We start from the raw sequence: 18,395 nt of genomic DNA on the forward strand, positions 1-18,395 counted from the left end.
ATGATTGCTTTGAAGTATTGGAAACTTGCATTTCCTGTTTGTATGAAATTCTGAAAGAATATTTGGTTTAAATATTGCTTTTCAGGGTTGGATATGTTATAATCCAACAGTACGCCGTGGTTATCACAGGTGTTAATCCTCGATAGCTCAATGGTAGAGCACTCGGCTGTTAACCGAGGGGTTGTAGGTTCGAGCCCTACTCGGGGAGCTTACTTACTAAGGCCCCATGGTCAAGCGGTTAAGACATCGCCCTTTCACGGCGGTAACACGAGTTCGAATCTCGTTGGGGTCATTGAGTTGAATAATGTCAACGTACAATTTAATATGCCGATGTGGCTCAATTGGCAGAGCAGCTGATTTGTAATCAGCAGGTTATCGGTTCGAGTCCGATCATCGGCTTTTGCTAAGGCGAAAGCTTTAGTATAATGGGTGGATTCCCGAGTGGCCAAAGGGGACAGACTGTAAATCTGCTGCGTAATGCTTCGATGGTTCGAATCCATCTCCGCCCATTTCTTTAACCGATATACAGGTTAAACCTTTCCCCAACATGTAGTTGTTAGGGATTATTTTATGACGCGGGGTGGAGCAGTCTGGAAGCTCGTCGGGCTCATAACCCGAAGGTCATAGGTTCAAATCCTGTCCCCGCTACTAATTGCATTTAATGCAATATATACAAAAGAAGAAACACATGCCCAGATAGCTCAGTTGGTAGAGCAGAGGACTGAAAATCCTCGTGTCGCTGGTTCGATTCCAGCTTTGGGCATCTTTTTTTTTCTAAAAATTAAATACGCCGATGTGGCTCAATTGGCAGAGCAGCTGATTTGTAATCAGCAGGTTATCGGTTCGAGTCCGATCATCGGCTTACAGGGGATCTCTTAGGATTAATTCTTAAGAGGTCTTTTTAATTGTAAGACAGTGCGGGAATCAAGCTATAGGATAAAACGTGTTGAAATAAAGATGTTGAAATAAAGGCGTTGAAATAAATGCATTGATATAAAGCTTTCTATATGCAAGGCATTGATATAAAGGTTTCGGTATGCAATGGCAACTATATTTTTTAAAGAAAAATTCAAAATAACCGATATACCGTATTAAAAGTAAGACAGTGATAATAATTCGTCGAAATCTCCCTGAAATCGGTATAATATTAGGGTTGATTTTTTGACAGGATGATTATAATATCATATGTGTTATAAATGGAAAGAGGAATATATCATTACAAAGAAAGGCACGCCATCACTTTGTGAGGCATGTCAATAAACGTGGGGTGATTTGATGAATAATATTTTGCAGGAAATGACAAGTAAATCTCTTAGTGAGGCTATGGTGGATTTCGCAGAGAAGGTGCCTGTGCAATATAGATCCGAGTACTTTGAAGCTATGGTGGACAAGTGGGGCTATGATGAGGTTATAGGCGGGCTTGCGGAGAAATACTGGTTTAATGTAGATCAGATCGCCAGGGTTATGAAAGATGTAGACAGATATAACAAGCCTCTGGATAGTTACAAAACACCTAAAACAATAGTTACATATTACAGGAACATTACAAATGGTGGTGCCCAGCGAGTTGTAACAATGCTGTGCAATATCTGGTCGTCAATGACAGACGAACAGGGAAATAAAAAGTATAATGTAATACTTGTTACGGACAATGGTCCGGAAGAAGATGAATACGAGTTAAATGCTGACGTGAAGAGAGAATATATCCCTTCATATAAAGTAGAGAAACGAGAATATCTTAAGCGAATGAAGGCAATAAATGATCTTCTCGATAGAAATAATGTGGATGTATTTGTATCCAATATGTTTACTCAGCATTGTACGTGGTGGGATATGCTGACTGTAAAGAGCCATCCTTCAAGACCGGCATTTGTTCTTCATGTTCATAGCTTTACATGTCTGCCCTATGGGCTTCAGGGGTGTGAGGCGGATTCCCTTCAATACATATATAGATTGTGTGATGGCATAGTTACATTATCAGTTACAGACGAGATGTATACACAGATATATAATAAAAAGGCGAAATGTATAGGTAATCCGTTTACATTCAATGTAAATGAGATAAAGATAAGCAATTATGTACCACACAGGATAGTATGGGTAGCTCGTATTGATGGAGTAAAGCGTCCCCTTGATCTGATTCCGGTTATGAAGCTTGTGACCCGGGAGATCAGCGATGCAAAGCTTGTCATAGTTGGCAAGGGTGATGAAAAATTAGAAGCTGAGCTGCGAAAGCTCATTAAAGAGAACCATTTGGAGAAGAACATAGAATGTGCAGGATTTACCATGGATGTGGGCAGATATTACTCAGAAGCTTCATTATTTGTGAGTACTTCCTCCAGTGAAGGGTATGGACTGACTTTCTATGAGGCACAGGCATATGGACTTCCGATAGTGTGCTATGAAATGCCATGGCTTGAGGTGGAGGAGTCCGGAGCAGGAGTTGTCAGCGTTACTCAGGAGAATGTTGTTCTTATGGCACAGGCTATCATAGACATATTAAAGGATAGCGATAAGGTGAAAAAGCTTGGTGCAGCCGGAAGAAAGCACATTGAAGAGGTAAGCAGCATAGACATAGGAGAGGCCTGGGAAGGCTTATTCAATGGGGTATACGGAGATGACAGTTATTTTGAGAGAGATTTAACTGCAGATGAATTGAAGTATAAGATGAAGATACTTATTACCAACCTCACAGGATACCAGCAGCAGGCAAAATATGATATAAAGAACCACAGGAGCAGAGAGCTTGATTTGGCATTTTCAGACAAGAAGGACATATATGATAAGCTCCAGCAGGCGTACGCAGAAAAGTCTGAGATAAATGCAAAACTTAAACAGACCTACGAGGAGAAATCCGAGATAAATGCCAAGCTTCAGCAGACCTATGCAGAGAAATCCGAGTTAAATGAGAAGCTTCAACAGACTTACGCAGAGAAATCCGAGTTGAATGAGAAGCTTCAACAGACCTATGCAGAGAAGTCTGAGATAAATGCCAAGCTTAAGCAGGCGTATGAGGACAAGACTGAGCGAGGTGAGCGTATAAAGGAGCTTGAGGCTGAACTGGCGGCTATCAGGGGCTCTGTTGGATATAAGCTCATGAAGGGTGTCAGACTGGTGCCGGGTAATGCAAAGAAGCACGATGAGTAGGTGAACGATATAAGATAAGAGCACAGGATGATTGCGGTGGTGCCATTAAATCCGGCACACTGCAGCACCTGTGCTTTTTTAAATTTTATGATTGTAAATTTTTAAAAGTTTACCTGACGCTTGACGGTAGTACATTTACATGGGAAAATATCAATGTGGCATCAGCTGTTTGGCGAAAAAGTAACGAAAGATTGACGTTCAAAGATTGCGTTAAGTTTTATATGAAAACTTGTATTTTGACATTTAATGGGTTTTTAATGGTTTTTAATGGGCTTTTTAATAGGATTTTTAATTGGCTGATGTTCAGATAGTGGGGGAGGGATCACATGCTTTTATACATGAATATGAAACAGCTTGGAAAACGAAGAAATACTGTGGATAAAGTGCCATTTGAATATGAGGCGGAACCGGAGACTTTGCGGGAACTTATAACAGAGACTGTTAAGATATGTGTCAGGGAATACATAGAGCGTATGGACAGAGGAGAAGCAGTCCTTACAAGTGATCAGATAGATGACATGGCACAGATCGGTAAGATAGCCTTCGGCATAGTGTACGGAGATAAGAAGCCTGATGTATCAAAAGCAGCGGATACGGCTATAACTGGCTTTGAGGATGGGCTGTTCAGGGTGTTCCTTGGGAGTGAGGAGCTTACGGAATTGGACGAGAAGGTTATATTTGCTGAGGGAGATGAGATCACGTTCATCAGACTCACAATGTTAGCCGGAAGAATGTGGTAGACAGAAGTAAAAAATCGAAAGGGGTTACGCATGGGAGAAGATAAGAAGACAAAGCTTGAGAGGGAAGCAGAGAAAAATCTTGCAGAGAATGTAAGAAAAGCATACAAGGAAAGGGCAGATGAACTTAAGAAGACATACAGCATGGAGGTTCAGAAGATCATTGAAGAAACCGGCAGATATAATGGGGCGGCTCATCTTACTGAAACAGGAAAGAAGCTGGAGAGATTTCTTAAGACAGAGGGCAACCGGCCATCAGATTTCTTCAGATCCGAAATGAAGAATATGCCTGGTTGGATACCGGATGATCTGCTAGAAGACTTCTATTGCACTATAGACAGCATAATAAAGTGGCAGGCGAGCCAGTCTTATTTCAGAAGGACTGTGCGGACGAAGAAGTATACATCATACATGGACAGATATTTCAGAATCATGGCTGCGTATCATGACATGGGAATATATAATGCAGACATAGTTTCCATATATAAGGGGAACGTGCCTGTGGATACGCTGTGCCTGTACAAGGATAAGGGGGCAAATGGCTGGAAGGCAATATCGGAATACTGGATACAGGCAGAGCTTGACAGGGGAAATGTCCAGCTTGAGGAAGCCCTTATGGACATTTTGTTTGGTGAGAGCACCGGGGCGAAGCTCACCACCGAAATGATCCGTGGAATATGTATGAGTGAAAACAACAGGCTACACGATGCTCTTGGTAAGCTGCTGCTGGCAGCAAGGCTTCAGGAGGGACTCCGCCAGGCAATATGCGAGAACATGGACTACGGAACCACAGAGGCCTTCATGACACTGTTTCGTGTGATCAAGGACAATGAGCTGTTGAGGTATGCCTCTGTCACAAGGGCTGTTGGTACATGGACGGGACTTGTGGCAAATGAAGAGAGCAAGATCGACCGTATACAGGAAAAACAGCTTTATATAATAGACACATATCTTCATGATGAGAACGCCAGACATGAGGCACTTATGGGCGAGGACGCCATGAAGATATACCTGGCACTGTGGTGTTACGGCTTCTTTGATATAGATGACGCATGCCGTATAATGCAGGAACTGGCACTTAACGGCACAAAGCACCAACGAATGGTATTTGCAATGTACATAGACGCCATGAGCCTTGGAAAGATGTATGTGCATAAGGTGGCAAAGGAATTTGTGGAGAGATATGGAGATGAACCTGACACCATGGCGGTTGTCATGCCAAGCTTCATGTCGGACTACCAGGTGTATATGAACGAGCTGGTATACGAGGAGGGACGCAGGTATAAGGGCAAGGTGAGAAAGAAAACATATGCGGAGTTTTCCAGATACTTTGACAGCAGGGAGGAGTGCCTCAGGATATATGATATCCTTATGGGGCTTCTTGACAAGATACCGGGCAGGAAGCTTGAGATAAATCCCTGCGTGTTCCCATGGAACGTGGCATATCTCGAGAAATCGGACGTTATCATGAGGCTTGGTGTGTGCGCCAGTGCCTTGAGAGATGAGGACAAGATCACTGCGGTTGCCCGCATGATGAGTGATATCGATCCGTCAAAATACTGCAGGGACACACTTATGATGGCACTTATAAGAGAACCTGCAAATGACGACCAGAGGGCACTTCTTGTGGAGGCTGTAGCCGACAAGGAAACATTTACCAGACAGAAGGCTGCCGAGCTTGTTAAGAACATGGAGCTTTCACCGGATAATTATACACAGCTTGAGAATATGCTCAAGTATAAGAAGGCTGACGTCAGGGATACGGTGCTGGCTATACTCTATAAGATGGATGGGGACAGCATGTATGAGCTTATCGGAAGACTTCTTGCAGATCCTAAGGAAGAGAAGCGGACTGCGGGGCTTGATCTTTTGTTGCAGTTAAAGAAGGATGAGGACAGGAAAGAATTATTTGCCAGGTGTGTCAAGCATATTGATACCATGGAGCACGCCGTTTCAAGAGTAAGCACCAAGGAACAGATCCTTATAAATGAAATAATAAATACCGGGGAGAATAAGCCGGATGCAGAAAGGGGATACGGTCTTTATGATGTAAATGCAACCTACGAACCGGTATTTGACGCGGCATATCTTGAGGATTGCAAGGAAGTATACAAAAGATATTTCCCTGACAGCGGTATTGCCATGGGGAAGATCGGTGGAGATACAGGAAAGCTTGCGGGGGCATTTTCCAGGTTAAAGTCGAAGCTTGGCACAGGCAAGACAGAAGCTGTTTCAGAGACAGACGAGATCATAAAGAAGCTTGACGCACTGATAGAGGAGCACAAGAACGATGAGTACACCAACAGGATCGGGGAGATCCGTATGCTTGGGGAGTCCGGTGGACTTTACAGTGAAGATGGAAATATACAATTTGCAGAGCTGTGGGAAGGCTTTTACAGGGAGAATATACAGACTCCGGAACGGCTTGTGCAGGTATACACTTATCTGCAGGGATGCAACAATGACAGAGAGGATTTCAAGAAATACTGCGAGAGCTTCATTGGGGATATGTTCGGCGGGCAGTATGTGGTGGAACAGTACAATTACGGCTATCTGTCACGGATAAAGACAGTCATTTCATACCTTTACGACAAATATGTGCTGATCCCCGATATGAGAAAGCTGGCAGTGGTGGCAGCGGATTATCTTATCTCCAGAAAGGCAGAGCTGGTGTATGATTTCCGTGTGGTAAGTCCAAGGGCGGATAAAGAGGAGAGAAACAGGGTATACCACAGGGGTGTTATAACGAATGAGCAGATCATGAAATTTACAGGATACCTTACCCTGGCGAAGAAGATCTGTTTTATTGAGGTGGAAGATGGTTCGGATACAGCCACGGCAAATGAGGCAGAGTTCCGTCATTTGTTCCCATATAATTATGCATTGTCTGAGTGCTATGGTTTCCGCGTGCCTGAAGATGTGGCAAATGTTCCGGGGGAGCCTTACTACTGGATACACACTGGAGAAATGATGTGGGTACCAACTCTTCATGATTACATTGCGGCATACAGCCGTGGAATCGTAACCAGGGATTATATGTACAAGATGGCATTTGAGGGAAATCCGCTGGACACTAACCTTAAGTGCGTGTCTGATATCATCAGGTACATTACTGAAAGAGACAGGCAGGTGCAGACCAGACGCAATGAATGGAGCTGGCTTGAGCAGAGAAGAGTCGAGAATATAAGAAGGATACTTCTGCATGATCCTTCAAAGGAGCTTTCTGAGACCGATCAGAGGATATTTGACATTGCTAAGGGGCTGTATGAGGACATGTCCGGGCTGGTTATGGAAGCTGAGCTTACAAGGGGAGATACGGAGACGGAATTCTCCCGGTATATATACGGACTTACAAGAATATATGGAGCAGAATACTTTGTGAGGATATTGTCAGCTCTGGGCAAGGAGACTCTGGAGAGATCATCATATTTTAACAGTGGCTACAGCTATGGCGGAAACAGAATGAAAGTAAGCAAGAAAAACAGTCTTTCGCACCTTCTCCAGTCATGTCTGCCGGGAGTTGGGGACAATGCGGAGACTCTTAAGAGTTATCTTGCAGGTACAGACATAAGTGAAGCCCGTCTGGTGGAGGCTGCCATGTATTCTCCGGAATGGATAGATATAGTTGGAGAGTATCTGGGCTGGGATGGATTCGCAGGGGGCTGTTATTACTTCATGGCACACATGAACGAGACATTTGACAATAAGAGGACAGCCATGATAGCAAGATACACACCGCTGTCTGTGGATGAGCTGAACGACGGAGCCTTTGACAGGGCGTGGTTTGCTGAGGTGTACGAGAAGCTTGGTGACAAACATTTTACCCTTATATATAAGGCAGCGAAGTATATTTCAGACGGAGCAAAGCATACCAGGGCGAGAAAGTACGCGGATGCAGCCCTGGGCAGATACAATGAGGCAGAGCTCATAGCTGAAATCGAGGCAAAGCGTAACAAGGATCTGCTTATGGCAGTGGGAATACTCCCTATTGATAATGAATCACAGATCAGGGACAGATACATGTTCCTCCAGAAGTTCAAGAAGGAGAGCAGGCAGTTCGGTGCCCAGAGGAGAGCCAGCGAGTCGGCAGCAGTACAGATCGCTCTGCAGAATATGGCGATAAATGCGGGCTATCAGGATGTGACCAGACTTATACTCCGTATGGAGAGCCTTGTGGCTCAGGGTATGTCGGATTATTTCAAGCCTCATGACGTGGGAGAGGTGTCCCTGTGGCTTGAAATGGGAGATGGCGGCAGATGTACCCTGATATGCGAGAAGAATGGCAAACAGCTTAAATCTGTGCCTGCCAAGCTTAAGAAGGATGAATATGTTGTGGCTCTCACAGAGGCGAAGAAGCAGATGGCAGAGCAGGCAAGGCGTACAAAGGCAATGCTTGAGGATGCCATGGAGAGCGAGGAAGTGTACACCTGGGCAGAGATAAAGGGAATGCTTGAAAATCCTGTTATCAGTGACATGGTGGCAGCAGTGGTATTTAAGGTGCAGGGAGAGAACGGAGACAGTGCAGCTTCGGATGATGAAACGAGTAAGACTAAGCTTTTTAATGGCGATCAACGTGAAAAGTGCGTGCTGGGATTTGCAACTCTTGAAGGTTTGAACGTGATCGGAGCTTATGCAATAAATGTTGAAGACAAGAATTTAAATGATAAAGGCAAGAGCTTAGATAATGCAGAACCGGAAGAGAACACAATAGATGTAGACAGCAATAGACTTTCGGATAGTATGATAGATGTTGGATGTATGGAATTGCCGGATGATACAAAGCTTGTTGTGGCACATCCGGTTCATATGTATAAGGCAGGTATGTGGCATGATGTGCAGAAGTATGTATTTGCCCGGAAGATAGTCCAGCCATTTAAGCAGGTATTCAGAGAGCTGTATGTTAAGACAGAAGAGGAGCTGGGACTTGAACATTCGCTCCGGTATGCAGGAAATCAGATACAGCCGAGGAAGACTCTTGGCTGCTTAAGATCCAGACACTGGGTTGCTGATGTGGATGAAGGCTTGCAGAAGGTCTACTATAAGGAAAATATTGTTGCAAGGATTTATGCCCTTGCAGACTGGTTCTCACCGTCGGACATCGAGGCTCCTACCCTTGAATGGGTGGTGTTCACAGACAGAAGGAACGGTAAGGATCTTAAGATAAAGGACATTCCGGATATTATTTTCTCAGAGGTTATGAGGGATGTGGATATGGCGGTAAGCGTTGCCCATGCCGGTGGCGTGGATCCGGAGACCTCCCACTCTACAATAGAGATGAGAAAAGCCATAGCAGAATTTACAATGCCTTTATTTAAACTGGCAAATGTATCATTTACCAGGAACCATGCAATTATAAATGGCAAGCGTGCCAACTACACGGTGCATCTGGGAAGTGGTGTGGTACATCAGGAAGCAGGACCTATGATCAATGTTCTTCCGGTTCAATCCCAGAGGCGGGGACGTATATTCCTGCCATTTGTGGATGACGACCCGAAGACCTCGGAGGTGCTCACCAAGATATTGTTCTTCGCTGAGGACAACAAGATCAAGGATCCGTTTATACTGGATCAGATAGAGTAGGGGTTATCGACATTTGGATAGGAAAAGTAAAAATACAGGAAGCAAAAATATTGATGAAACAGGTACTGGAAAAACAAAAATATAGGAAGACAGGTAAGAAGTTATAAATGAAAAAACAGGAGGGCGTGGCATATTTTCATCTGCCCGGATTATTTGAATTTTACGAATTATATAAGGTGTTTCTGCCCTTGTTTCATGAGCACAGGGAATATTTCTATGACTGGTGTGACATAGGCTCTATCTATGGTGCCCCTGCAGATTGTATCTGGGGTGGAGGTCGTGTGGGAGATGGAGACTGCAATGCCAGGGAAGTCCTTTCTCTGGTGAATAAATATGGCATTTCAGCAAGACTTACATTCAGCAATTCCTTGCTAAGGGAAGAACACCTTTCTGACAGAAGGTGCAATGAGCTATGCAGGATGTTCTGCCGGGAGCAGGATAGAGATAAAGAAATGTATAGTACCGGAGACCTTAACAGAAGTGGTAATGACGGTTGTGGGTATGGCAGGGTACGAAATGGTGTTATTGTACACTCGGAATTGCTGCTTGACTATTTGAAAGCAAACTATCCGGAACTTTATCTGGTGTCTTCAACCACTAAGGTTTTGACCGATTTTGATGAACTTGTGAAGGAACTGAATCGCGAGGATTTCAGTTATGTCGTGCCGGATTTCAGGTTGAATAAACGCTTTGACAGATTGGAGAATTTGTCTGAACAGCAGAAAAATAAAGTGGAATTTTTGTGTAACGAATGTTGCTACTTTGGTTGTACTGACCGTCGGGCATGTTATGAGGATGTGAGCCGCAGGATCCTTGGGGAAGCCGAGAAGGATTATGATTATGATAGCACTGGTTCGGAGCGGAGGCAGACGGAAGCAGAGCAAGCTCTAAGTGATGAAGTTGCAGATGAAAAACATGAACATGAATGTACAGCTCCGGATCATGATGGTGGATACCGCTTCTCTAAGGCCATGTTAAATCCGGGATTTATAGGAATCGATGACATCAGAAATATTTATATGCCAATGGGATACATGAACTTTAAGATTGAAGGCAGAGGACTTGGCAGTGCACTTATCCTGGAATTTCTATTGTATTACATGACAAAACCGGAATACCGGATAAATGTCAGGGAAGAAATATATCTGGATAATACCTTGGATCTTTTTTAGCTCAGAGACAGGTAAGAAATAAGTATATATTACCCAAAATAAAAAATTATTTAGCCGACACTATTTGACAGATTTTATGAGTGGCATAGTGTAATATGTATTTATCCCGAAAATGTAACAGGATTTGTAACGGGAAAGGGGGGAATGGGACCGGTACAGGTGAAGAAATGTACAGAACGCTATGAAAGAAATACTGCGAATAGAGCAGAAAAAACAGAAAATGTTGCAAAAAGCAGGGATAATCCGGTGCGTATACTATTGCATACAGGGTTTAAAATCGAATGGGGAAGATTGAGATACCCGGAGAGTGTGGATAGGGCTTGTGTAAGAGTGTCTGATTGGGGAATCGGAGACTTTGAATACAGGTAGATGATATAAGCCGGACTTCAATACATATCACATTTAACTGAAATTTGAAAAAACTTCAAATTAAAACTTAAAACATCGTTGGAAAACAAAATGCGAGAGACTCTGATTTATGCTATAAATAGATCAGAGTCTTATTTTGTTATGGAATGTCTCCTAATTAAATATTGTCAATCAGCCTAAAAGGGTGGTATAATATAATGACTTTTGATCATAAGACAGAAGAACTTATTGTTTGGAGGAAGAAAATGGGAATATATGAAGAGTTAGTAGCCAGAGGACTTATTGCCCAGACTACAAATGAAGAAGAAATAAGAGAATTGGTAAATAACGGCAAGGCCGTTTTCTATATAGGTTTTGACCCAACAGCAGACAGCCTTCATGTAGGTCACTTCATGGCACTGTGCCTTATGAAGAGATTACAGATGGCAGGAAATAAGCCTATCGCCCTTATCGGAGGCGGTACGGCCATGATCGGAGATCCATCAGGCCGTACAGATATGAGACAGATGATGACAAAGGAAACAATCCAGCATAACGTAGATTGCTTCAAGGTTCAGATGAGTAAGTTCATAGACTTCTCAGATGACAAGGCATTACTGGTCAATAACGCAGACTGGCTCCTTGACCTTAACTATGTTGAGGTTCTTCGTGAGGTTGGTGCGTGCTTCTCAGTAAATAACATGCTTCGTGCAGAGTGCTACAAGCAGCGTATGGAGAAGGGCTTAAGCTTCCTTGAGTTCAACTACATGATCATGCAGAGCTATGACTTCTATGCATTATTCCAGAAGTACGGCTGTAACATGCAGTTTGGCGGAGATGATCAGTGGAGCAACATGCTTGGCGGTACAGAGCTTATCAGAAGAAAGCTTGGTAAGGACGCACATGCCATGACCATCACACTTCTTCTTAATTCAGAGGGCAAGAAGATGGGTAAGACCCAGAAGGGTGCCGTATGGCTTGATCCGAATAAGACATCACCATTTGAGTTCTACCAGTACTGGAGAAATGTAGCAGATGCCGACGTTCTTAAGTGTATCCGTATGCTCACATTCCTTCCACTTGAAGAGATCGACAAGATGGATTCCTGGGAAGGCAGCCAGTTAAATCAGGCAAAGGAAATCCTTGCATACGAGCTTACAAAGCTTGTTCATGGCGAGGAAGAGGCAAAGAAGGCTCAGGATAGTGCAAGAGCATTGTTCTCAAAGGGCGTAGCTGCTGACATGCCGGCAGTAACACTTACAGCAGAAGACTTCAAGGATGGCGAGATCGATATCGTATCAGTGCTTGTTAAGTCAGGACTTGTTGCTTCACGTAACGAGGGCAGACGTGCCGTAGAGCAGGGCGGTGTAGCCGTTGATGGTGAGAAGGTGGCAGATATCTCAGTTAAGCTTCCTGAAGAGAAGTTTGATGGCGAAGGTATCGTAGTAAGACGTGGAAAGAAGAACTTCAGAAAGGTCAGCAAGTAAGGAAAAGCTGCCAGTGTAGTTCTGATAAGTGAACATTAGCTTTAAGATATAAATTCATGCAGACATGATGTTTACATGAAGGATTATTGTAGAAAAGGACAGTAGCTTTATGGCTGCTGTCCTTTTTCTGCGTTATGGATTTCTTCAATATCTTTTCTGACTAATGAACGCTTTCCGAACGGATATATCAGAAAAGTGAAGATCAGATATGCTGATATTAGTACCGGAGCAAGAATTAAATTCCTCAGGCAATTCATGTTCCACACCGCTATACTGAAATAAGTTATCAATATACAGATGAATATTGCTGTGATCAAATGCATTTTCTGCAGCATAATATAGGAAAGGTGATATCTGTCATCAACCGGCTGCAGCTTATCGGCAGGAATCCCTTTCTCGTACATACAGAAATTATAGTTATATATGCCTCTGGCAATATCAATATCCGAAATGTTGCCGGAGTAAATGTTATGCCTGAATAATCTGGCGAATTCCTCAGAACTCATATTTGTACTGCCGGCATAATATGAGAATTGAGCCAGCTTCTGATAGTGATTTTCCGAACGCAGTAAAATCAGGATGTTTAATATTCCATTTACCAATATTAAAATCATAATGATGGAGTACATCATGGATTGGTTCGGAATATGAAAATACTTAACATCAGGAAATGCAAGCTGCATAACCTGAGCCACTACGCCCACAGATGAAAGTATCATGATAAATGCTGTCAGCAGCTGCCATGAAAACTGACAGGTATCAGCTACCTGGTTGTAGATGTGCCTTATACAGTCCTCACTGTAATTGCTAAGTCTGTTGATGTCGTTGTGACGGAAATCATGCTCCCTGTAATCGTAGTCCCACCTGCATATTCTGGCAAGCCCATGCCTTGACGTAGGCTGGTGACCGTCTGTCTTAGAATTATTGTAATATCCGTCGTATTTCTTATAGCTGACCATATCGTGCATGAAGTTGTCCAGGAATAATACCACAGCAAATGTAGCTGCTACAAGGGCAACAAGTATAGGAAAGCTGTTAAGCACAAATGATATGGCAACATAGCATACACTTAATGAGCAGAAGATAAGTATTATATTCCGCCTGCTTCGCCGGATGTGTTCAAGTGTATGGGAACAGTTCTGAAATCTGTTCAGGGACACACTGTATAATTCGTTGGTTCTCTCAAATATTGAGTGCTCAAGAATGAGACTCAGTTGTGCGTATTTCTTCTGCATTGCAAATGGAATAAAACGCAGGGCGGTAAGGATAATGGTAACACACAGCAGTATCACGTTAAACATAATGTTTTCCATGCTGGTATCACTCCTGGGATCACTGTATACATATGAGATAATGGCAAGCAACATCTGGACAGCATAGGCTATCACCAGAACATAGCTTATGCAGCGCTGGTATATATCGGTTGATCTTAATTCACCGGTAAGCTTCTGTAAATGTGAGTTGTCGATACTCGCAGTGATACCATTGGACGTGTGCCTTAACTCATCAACTACCTTATTCTCCCGCACATATAATTGGAAGTTCTGCTCGTCAAACAATGCATATAACAGGAAAACAGCAATATATTCATCAGGAGAAGAACATTTCAGTGTACTGCAATGTTCTGCCAATATATTGTCACATGATAATATATTGTGTATGTATGCTTCGATTTTTGTGCTGAATTCTGGCGCAGTGTCACACTTATTCTTTATCAATATATCAATTCTCTTACACAGCTTTCTATAGTCTATAGAATTTAACAGCTCTCTTATGGCAGGCTGCTGACTGTTGCCGGTGTAATTCTTCTTTATCATATTAGAAAATAATACGCTTAACTTGGAGCCTGTAGGAAAGCTTTCATCGGGATTTATGATGAAATAAATAGGATTCTTGGTGGAGAGGGCTTCGCTCTTAAGCCGGTCAAGTTCAGTGTCCTTAAATACAGATAACTGTAATGTCTCGTCAAGATTCATGGATGGATCAATATTTTGTGAGAAAAACAGCTTATTAAAAGTATGTCTGTTGGAGTATGTGGAAGTCTGAGGTACTATAGGTATAGAAATTCCCAGATGTTCTGTAAATAACTCCTCAAGGGAACATATATCCTCGCTTATTCTGGTCCTGTACTTCATGTAAATCCTCCCTCTTGTCTTAAAGTTGATTATCATAATGCTTCACATTCTATTTCTATGGATGCTCCCGGATAAAATATGATCTGCACCCGCCGGGAAATGATATCTGTCAGAAATCCTGTAAGAATAATCTGACAACATATTTAGGATAAGGGATGATTGGCCATATTACAATAATTAATAATGTCGAGATAATATCAGATTTTGACGTGGTTAAAGTATCAAAAATGACTGAATGACAACAAAGTGTTCAAAAAGACATTGAAATGTTCCGATTAGACATTGCGACACGTAGAGCAGACAATGCAAATGTTCCCGGTCATATTACTTCAACTTCCTATAGGCTTGGTAATAATTGTTTTGATAGACAAAATTCGATAAAGTTGTGTTGCTGGAGATATCCGGTTAAAAAATGAGACCTGTGGGGATGGCAGAGATGAAAATATGTGTATGTGATTCTGATATTATTACAAGGGTTAAAACCTATAACACATTGAAGGCGAAATTCGCCGATGTAAAGGATGTTCTTATCGTGTGCAGTACACCATACGATATACTGTTTGATATTGAAGACGAGAAGTTTGACTATGATGTGTTTATCACAGACATAATTTTCATAGATACGAGGTTCACCGGAGTTGAATTAGTTAAAAAGATAAATGGTGTAGCTCCGTTATGCAAATGCATATATTACACCGATCAGGTTCCGGGAAATGTAGATATATACGAGACTAAGCATTTTAATTGTGTGATAAAAGGCATACAGGATTCAAGGCTGGAAAAATGTATAACTGAAATAATAAATGAAGCAGTGGAAGCCCGAAAGAATAATACCATAAAGATCAAGTTTGACAGATCGGTAAATATAATTGAGTGCAGCAAGATACGATTTATAAGAATTGAAAACAGAGTGACAAAGTTCTACACCGACAAAGAGGTCCTGTATGAGTATAAACCGCTCAGTCAGATACAAGAGGAGCTGCCGGATAATTTCATAAGGTGTCATAACGCCATAATAGTCAACAGAAATTACATAAAGAAGTTTAACCGGTCTGTCATAACCCTTGATGATGGAGAAAAGCTAAAGATAGGAAGAAGATATGTCAGTTCATTTGAAGAATAAGGATGTAAAACAGACATGCTTTCTTGCGGTATAAACATGGAAATAATTAACAGAAAAATATTGTGATAAAATTAATACATATTTCTGGCAATGTAGCACACAGTCAAAATTATTATTGGACAGTGAGTATTGTATATAAAGCAAAAAATGCCGGATGTAGACAAAGGGTGTAGTTCAGTTTTCAAAAGGAAAGGGGACACTTATGAAAAAGATTACACGAAAAATTAAATGCGCTTGTTGCGGACATGAGACAGAGATGGAAGTCAATGTGTCACGTAATGTTAATCCAGCGGGACTGGATGGAAGGCCACAGTACGAATGGCAGCTTCGACCTTATCAGGAGTGTCCAAAGTGTCATTATGTGTCTTGGGATATTAGCAGAAAAACCGGAGAAGATGTAGCAACCTTAGTGTCGTCTGATAAATACAGGAAAGTATTAGATAGTAATACGAATCAAAGTCGATATTACGAAGCGATGTTGTTATTGATTGCTAATCAAGAGGATAGCTTGAATGTCATATTGCAATATTTATGGTGGACGGAATTTACTGGTGACAGTCAAGGTACACAAGTTAGAGAAAGAGCAATATCGTTATTGAAAACGATTATTGATACAAAGCCTCTTGCGACGTATGTGTTTACATATATAGATTTATTGAGACGGAATTGTGAGTTTGATAAGGCGTCGGACATTTTGAACGATGTATCGTCATCAATGGAGAAGAACAAGGAAGACAACAAATTATTATATCAGATATATCAATATGAGCGCAGATTGATTGAAGCGAAGGATACGGCTCCTCATCTCGTAAGTGAGGTGGTTGTATGAGTTTGATTGATTTGATATTCCCGAGTTCAGAGCCGCAAGTAACGAATATAGACGAATTCGACTATCAGCAATTTGCTCCGGAGAATTGGTCAAGCCTTACAGATCAAGAAAAATTAGGCTTGCTTCAGGAGTTAGGAAATAGCTATGCGGAGTCTGTAAATATATATAACCCACCTACACTTGTGTCCGAGACAGATCCTGCACTATATGGTGGATACAATTATGGCACGAATGTCGTATCGGTAAACCTTGATCTTTGTGACAATCCTTATGAGGCGATGGATACCGTTATTCATGAGGAGAACCATGCACTTCAGGGACAGGCTGTGGATCTGAACTCTCAATACAGTAATGGAGAGAGGGCGCTTATTAAGGCTCAAATTGGTCCGGCGTACTATAGCAGCGGTGATGGATATAATGTTCAAAATATTGAGATGGACAGCAATAATGTTGCGGCAGAGTTTGTAATCAGCCATAGCGAAGGAATGCAAGATACACCTGAGTATCAAGAGTACATAGATGGAAGATTGGAACACTTCAGTGAAGTAAATGAGACGTTGACAACATCTGAAGGATATTGCAACACCTTGGAACATGAGCAAGTGGACGCAGCAAATAAACTTGGTGTAATTAGTGACAGCGAAAAAGAAGCTGCGGACGCTTATATAGACTCAGATAATAGGAGAGTTAGAGACAATAGCATTGCCGCAGAGGCAGATATCAAGGAGAACGGATATCAAAGCTCGTTGGCATATGCAGATAGGTTGCATAGTGAATATGAACAATTTGAGTTTGGAAATCATGATGAAAGGGCTGCAAAGAGCATTCTAAGCAAGAATGAAGAGTGCGTAGACCGTTTAAGTGATGCTAAGTTAGCAACCGATACAGAACTCGCTGATTTAAAAGCTCAACAGAACGAGTATATATGTGCTCATAATTATGGCATCAGAGATACTTTGAATGACAGCTTTTGCCAGGAACAAAACCAAAAGATCTGTGAACTGGAGGCACAAAAGGGAGAATATGAATATCATATATCTGAGTTGGAGACAGACAACCACATGGTGAATGAATCTATGGGCTGGACAGAAAAAGAAAACGCTCAGACAGATAACTCTCAGTCGGAGAGCAAGAATAATAACTACGAAATGTGATTGGAGGCATTGACTTGAGAAATAGAAGTATCTGGGATACTGATACGAGCGATGATACCGGCTACAGTGGAAACGAGAGCAGGAATAGTATTTGGGGCGATAGTGACTCAAGTTATGATTCCTATAATACTTCAAGTGACTATGGTAGCCATGATTATGACAATTATAATAGCAGCAATTATTCTTACGATGAGTATGGCAAAGATGATTCGTATTCATCATATAGTAATGATACACACTCAGATTCTTATGGCGAAAGCAATCGCAGAACCAGTGGTTGGAAGAAATTTGAAGATTTACCTACGGAGACTCATTCATCAAGAAGAAAATCAAACTTTAGTTTGAAAGATGTGCCGTTAGCTGTATGGATTTTCATGGGTGTAGTTGCTATGGTTGCCGTTATTGTGGCAATCGTTATGAATAATGGTTCGGCAATAAGAGAGCTAAACAACGGAATCGAGAATGTTGCAGCGGCAATTATTGCGTATCTTGTATACGTAGGAATCGTATGGCTTGTATTCTACTTTACATTTGGAAGGAGAATGTACTGGCGAACGAGATCTGTATTCCTAGGTATCATATGCTTGCTTGTATTGCTTTGTAATATTTTTCCCTCGCTGGGATTACTGTTGATTGTTTTGTGTATTTTACTTGTGTTGCTTTATAAGATATTTCGACCGTAG

Annotated in this window: 11 protein-coding genes and 7 tRNA genes; 17 read left to right on the top strand and 1 reads right to left on the bottom strand. The window is 42.0% G+C overall.

Annotated features, from left to right (window positions below; all coding sequences use genetic code 11):
• The first annotated feature begins 136 nt into the window (after positions 1-136).
• From DXB54_RS08400 to tyrS, 13 genes are all read left to right on the top strand, one after another.
• A tRNA-Asn gene (locus DXB54_RS08400) sits at positions 137-208 on the top strand.
• Between the two features lie 12 nt (positions 209-220).
• Positions 221-292: transfer RNA gene (locus DXB54_RS08405), tRNA-Glu, on the top strand.
• A 34-nt stretch (positions 293-326) separates the two neighbouring features.
• Positions 327-399: transfer RNA gene (locus DXB54_RS08410), tRNA-Thr, on the top strand.
• A 28-nt stretch (positions 400-427) separates the two neighbouring features.
• Positions 428-509, top strand: a tRNA-Tyr gene (locus DXB54_RS08415).
• Between the two features lie 65 nt (positions 510-574).
• Positions 575-648 (top strand) — tRNA-Met (locus DXB54_RS08420).
• Between the two features lie 42 nt (positions 649-690).
• Positions 691-763: transfer RNA gene (locus DXB54_RS08425), tRNA-Phe, on the top strand.
• A gap of 26 nt (positions 764-789) precedes the next feature.
• Positions 790-862, top strand: a tRNA-Thr gene (locus DXB54_RS08430).
• A 413-nt stretch (positions 863-1,275) separates the two neighbouring features.
• Entirely contained in the window at positions 1,276-3,147 is a 1,872-nt protein-coding gene (locus DXB54_RS08435; protein WP_118694895.1) for a glycosyltransferase, read from the top strand.
• Between the two features lie 326 nt (positions 3,148-3,473).
• Positions 3,474-3,887 carry a hypothetical protein gene (locus tag DXB54_RS08440; protein ID WP_118694896.1) on the top strand — a complete coding sequence of 138 codons (414 nt, stop codon included), beginning with the start codon at positions 3,474-3,476 and terminating at the stop codon, positions 3,885-3,887.
• Positions 3,888-3,917: 30 nt separating this feature from the next.
• A complete protein-coding gene (locus DXB54_RS08445; protein ID WP_118694897.1) occupies positions 3,918-9,464 on the top strand; it encodes a DUF4132 domain-containing protein in 5,547 nt (1,848 codons plus the stop codon).
• 107 nt (positions 9,465-9,571) lie between these two features.
• A complete protein-coding gene (locus tag DXB54_RS08450; protein WP_118694898.1) occupies positions 9,572-10,636 on the top strand; it encodes a hypothetical protein in 1,065 nt (354 codons plus the stop codon).
• 144 nt (positions 10,637-10,780) lie between these two features.
• Positions 10,781-11,005 carry a hypothetical protein gene (locus DXB54_RS08455; RefSeq protein WP_118694899.1) on the top strand — a complete coding sequence of 75 codons (225 nt, stop codon included), beginning with the start codon at positions 10,781-10,783 and terminating at the stop codon, positions 11,003-11,005.
• Between the two features lie 245 nt (positions 11,006-11,250).
• Positions 11,251-12,471, top strand: a complete 1,221-nt coding sequence (gene tyrS / locus DXB54_RS08460; RefSeq protein WP_021938317.1) for a tyrosine--tRNA ligase — start codon at positions 11,251-11,253, stop codon at positions 12,469-12,471.
• Between the two features lie 107 nt (positions 12,472-12,578).
• Here the strand turns inward: tyrS and DXB54_RS08465 are convergent, their stop codons facing one another.
• The gene (locus DXB54_RS08465) at positions 12,579-14,606 is read right to left on the bottom strand and encodes a hypothetical protein (RefSeq protein ID WP_118694900.1); all 2,028 of its coding nucleotides are present in this window, start codon (positions 14,604-14,606) and stop codon (positions 12,579-12,581) included.
• 427 nt (positions 14,607-15,033) lie between these two features.
• Between DXB54_RS08465 and DXB54_RS08470 the strand changes: the two genes are divergently transcribed.
• The 4 genes from DXB54_RS08470 (at position 15,034) to DXB54_RS11775 (ending at position 18,395) form a co-directional block, all read left to right on the top strand.
• Positions 15,034-15,729, top strand: coding sequence for a LytR/AlgR family response regulator transcription factor (locus DXB54_RS08470; RefSeq protein ID WP_158578214.1), 696 nt, complete (start codon positions 15,034-15,036; stop codon positions 15,727-15,729).
• A gap of 202 nt (positions 15,730-15,931) precedes the next feature.
• Positions 15,932-16,558 carry a hypothetical protein gene (locus DXB54_RS08475; RefSeq protein WP_118694902.1) on the top strand — a complete coding sequence of 209 codons (627 nt, stop codon included), beginning with the start codon at positions 15,932-15,934 and terminating at the stop codon, positions 16,556-16,558.
• Positions 16,555-17,712: a hypothetical protein gene (locus DXB54_RS08480; RefSeq protein ID WP_118694903.1), complete on the top strand. Its 1,158-nt coding sequence runs from the start codon at positions 16,555-16,557 to the stop codon at positions 17,710-17,712. Before DXB54_RS08475 ends, DXB54_RS08480 begins: the two co-directional genes overlap by 4 nt.
• 14 nt (positions 17,713-17,726) lie before the next feature.
• Complete coding sequence (locus DXB54_RS11775; protein WP_147361023.1) at positions 17,727-18,395, top strand: MAPEG family protein; 669 nt, start codon at positions 17,727-17,729, stop codon at positions 18,393-18,395.

Source organism: Coprococcus sp. OM04-5BH (assembly GCF_003482105.1).
Lineage (GTDB): Bacteria > Bacillota > Clostridia > Lachnospirales > Lachnospiraceae > Coprococcus.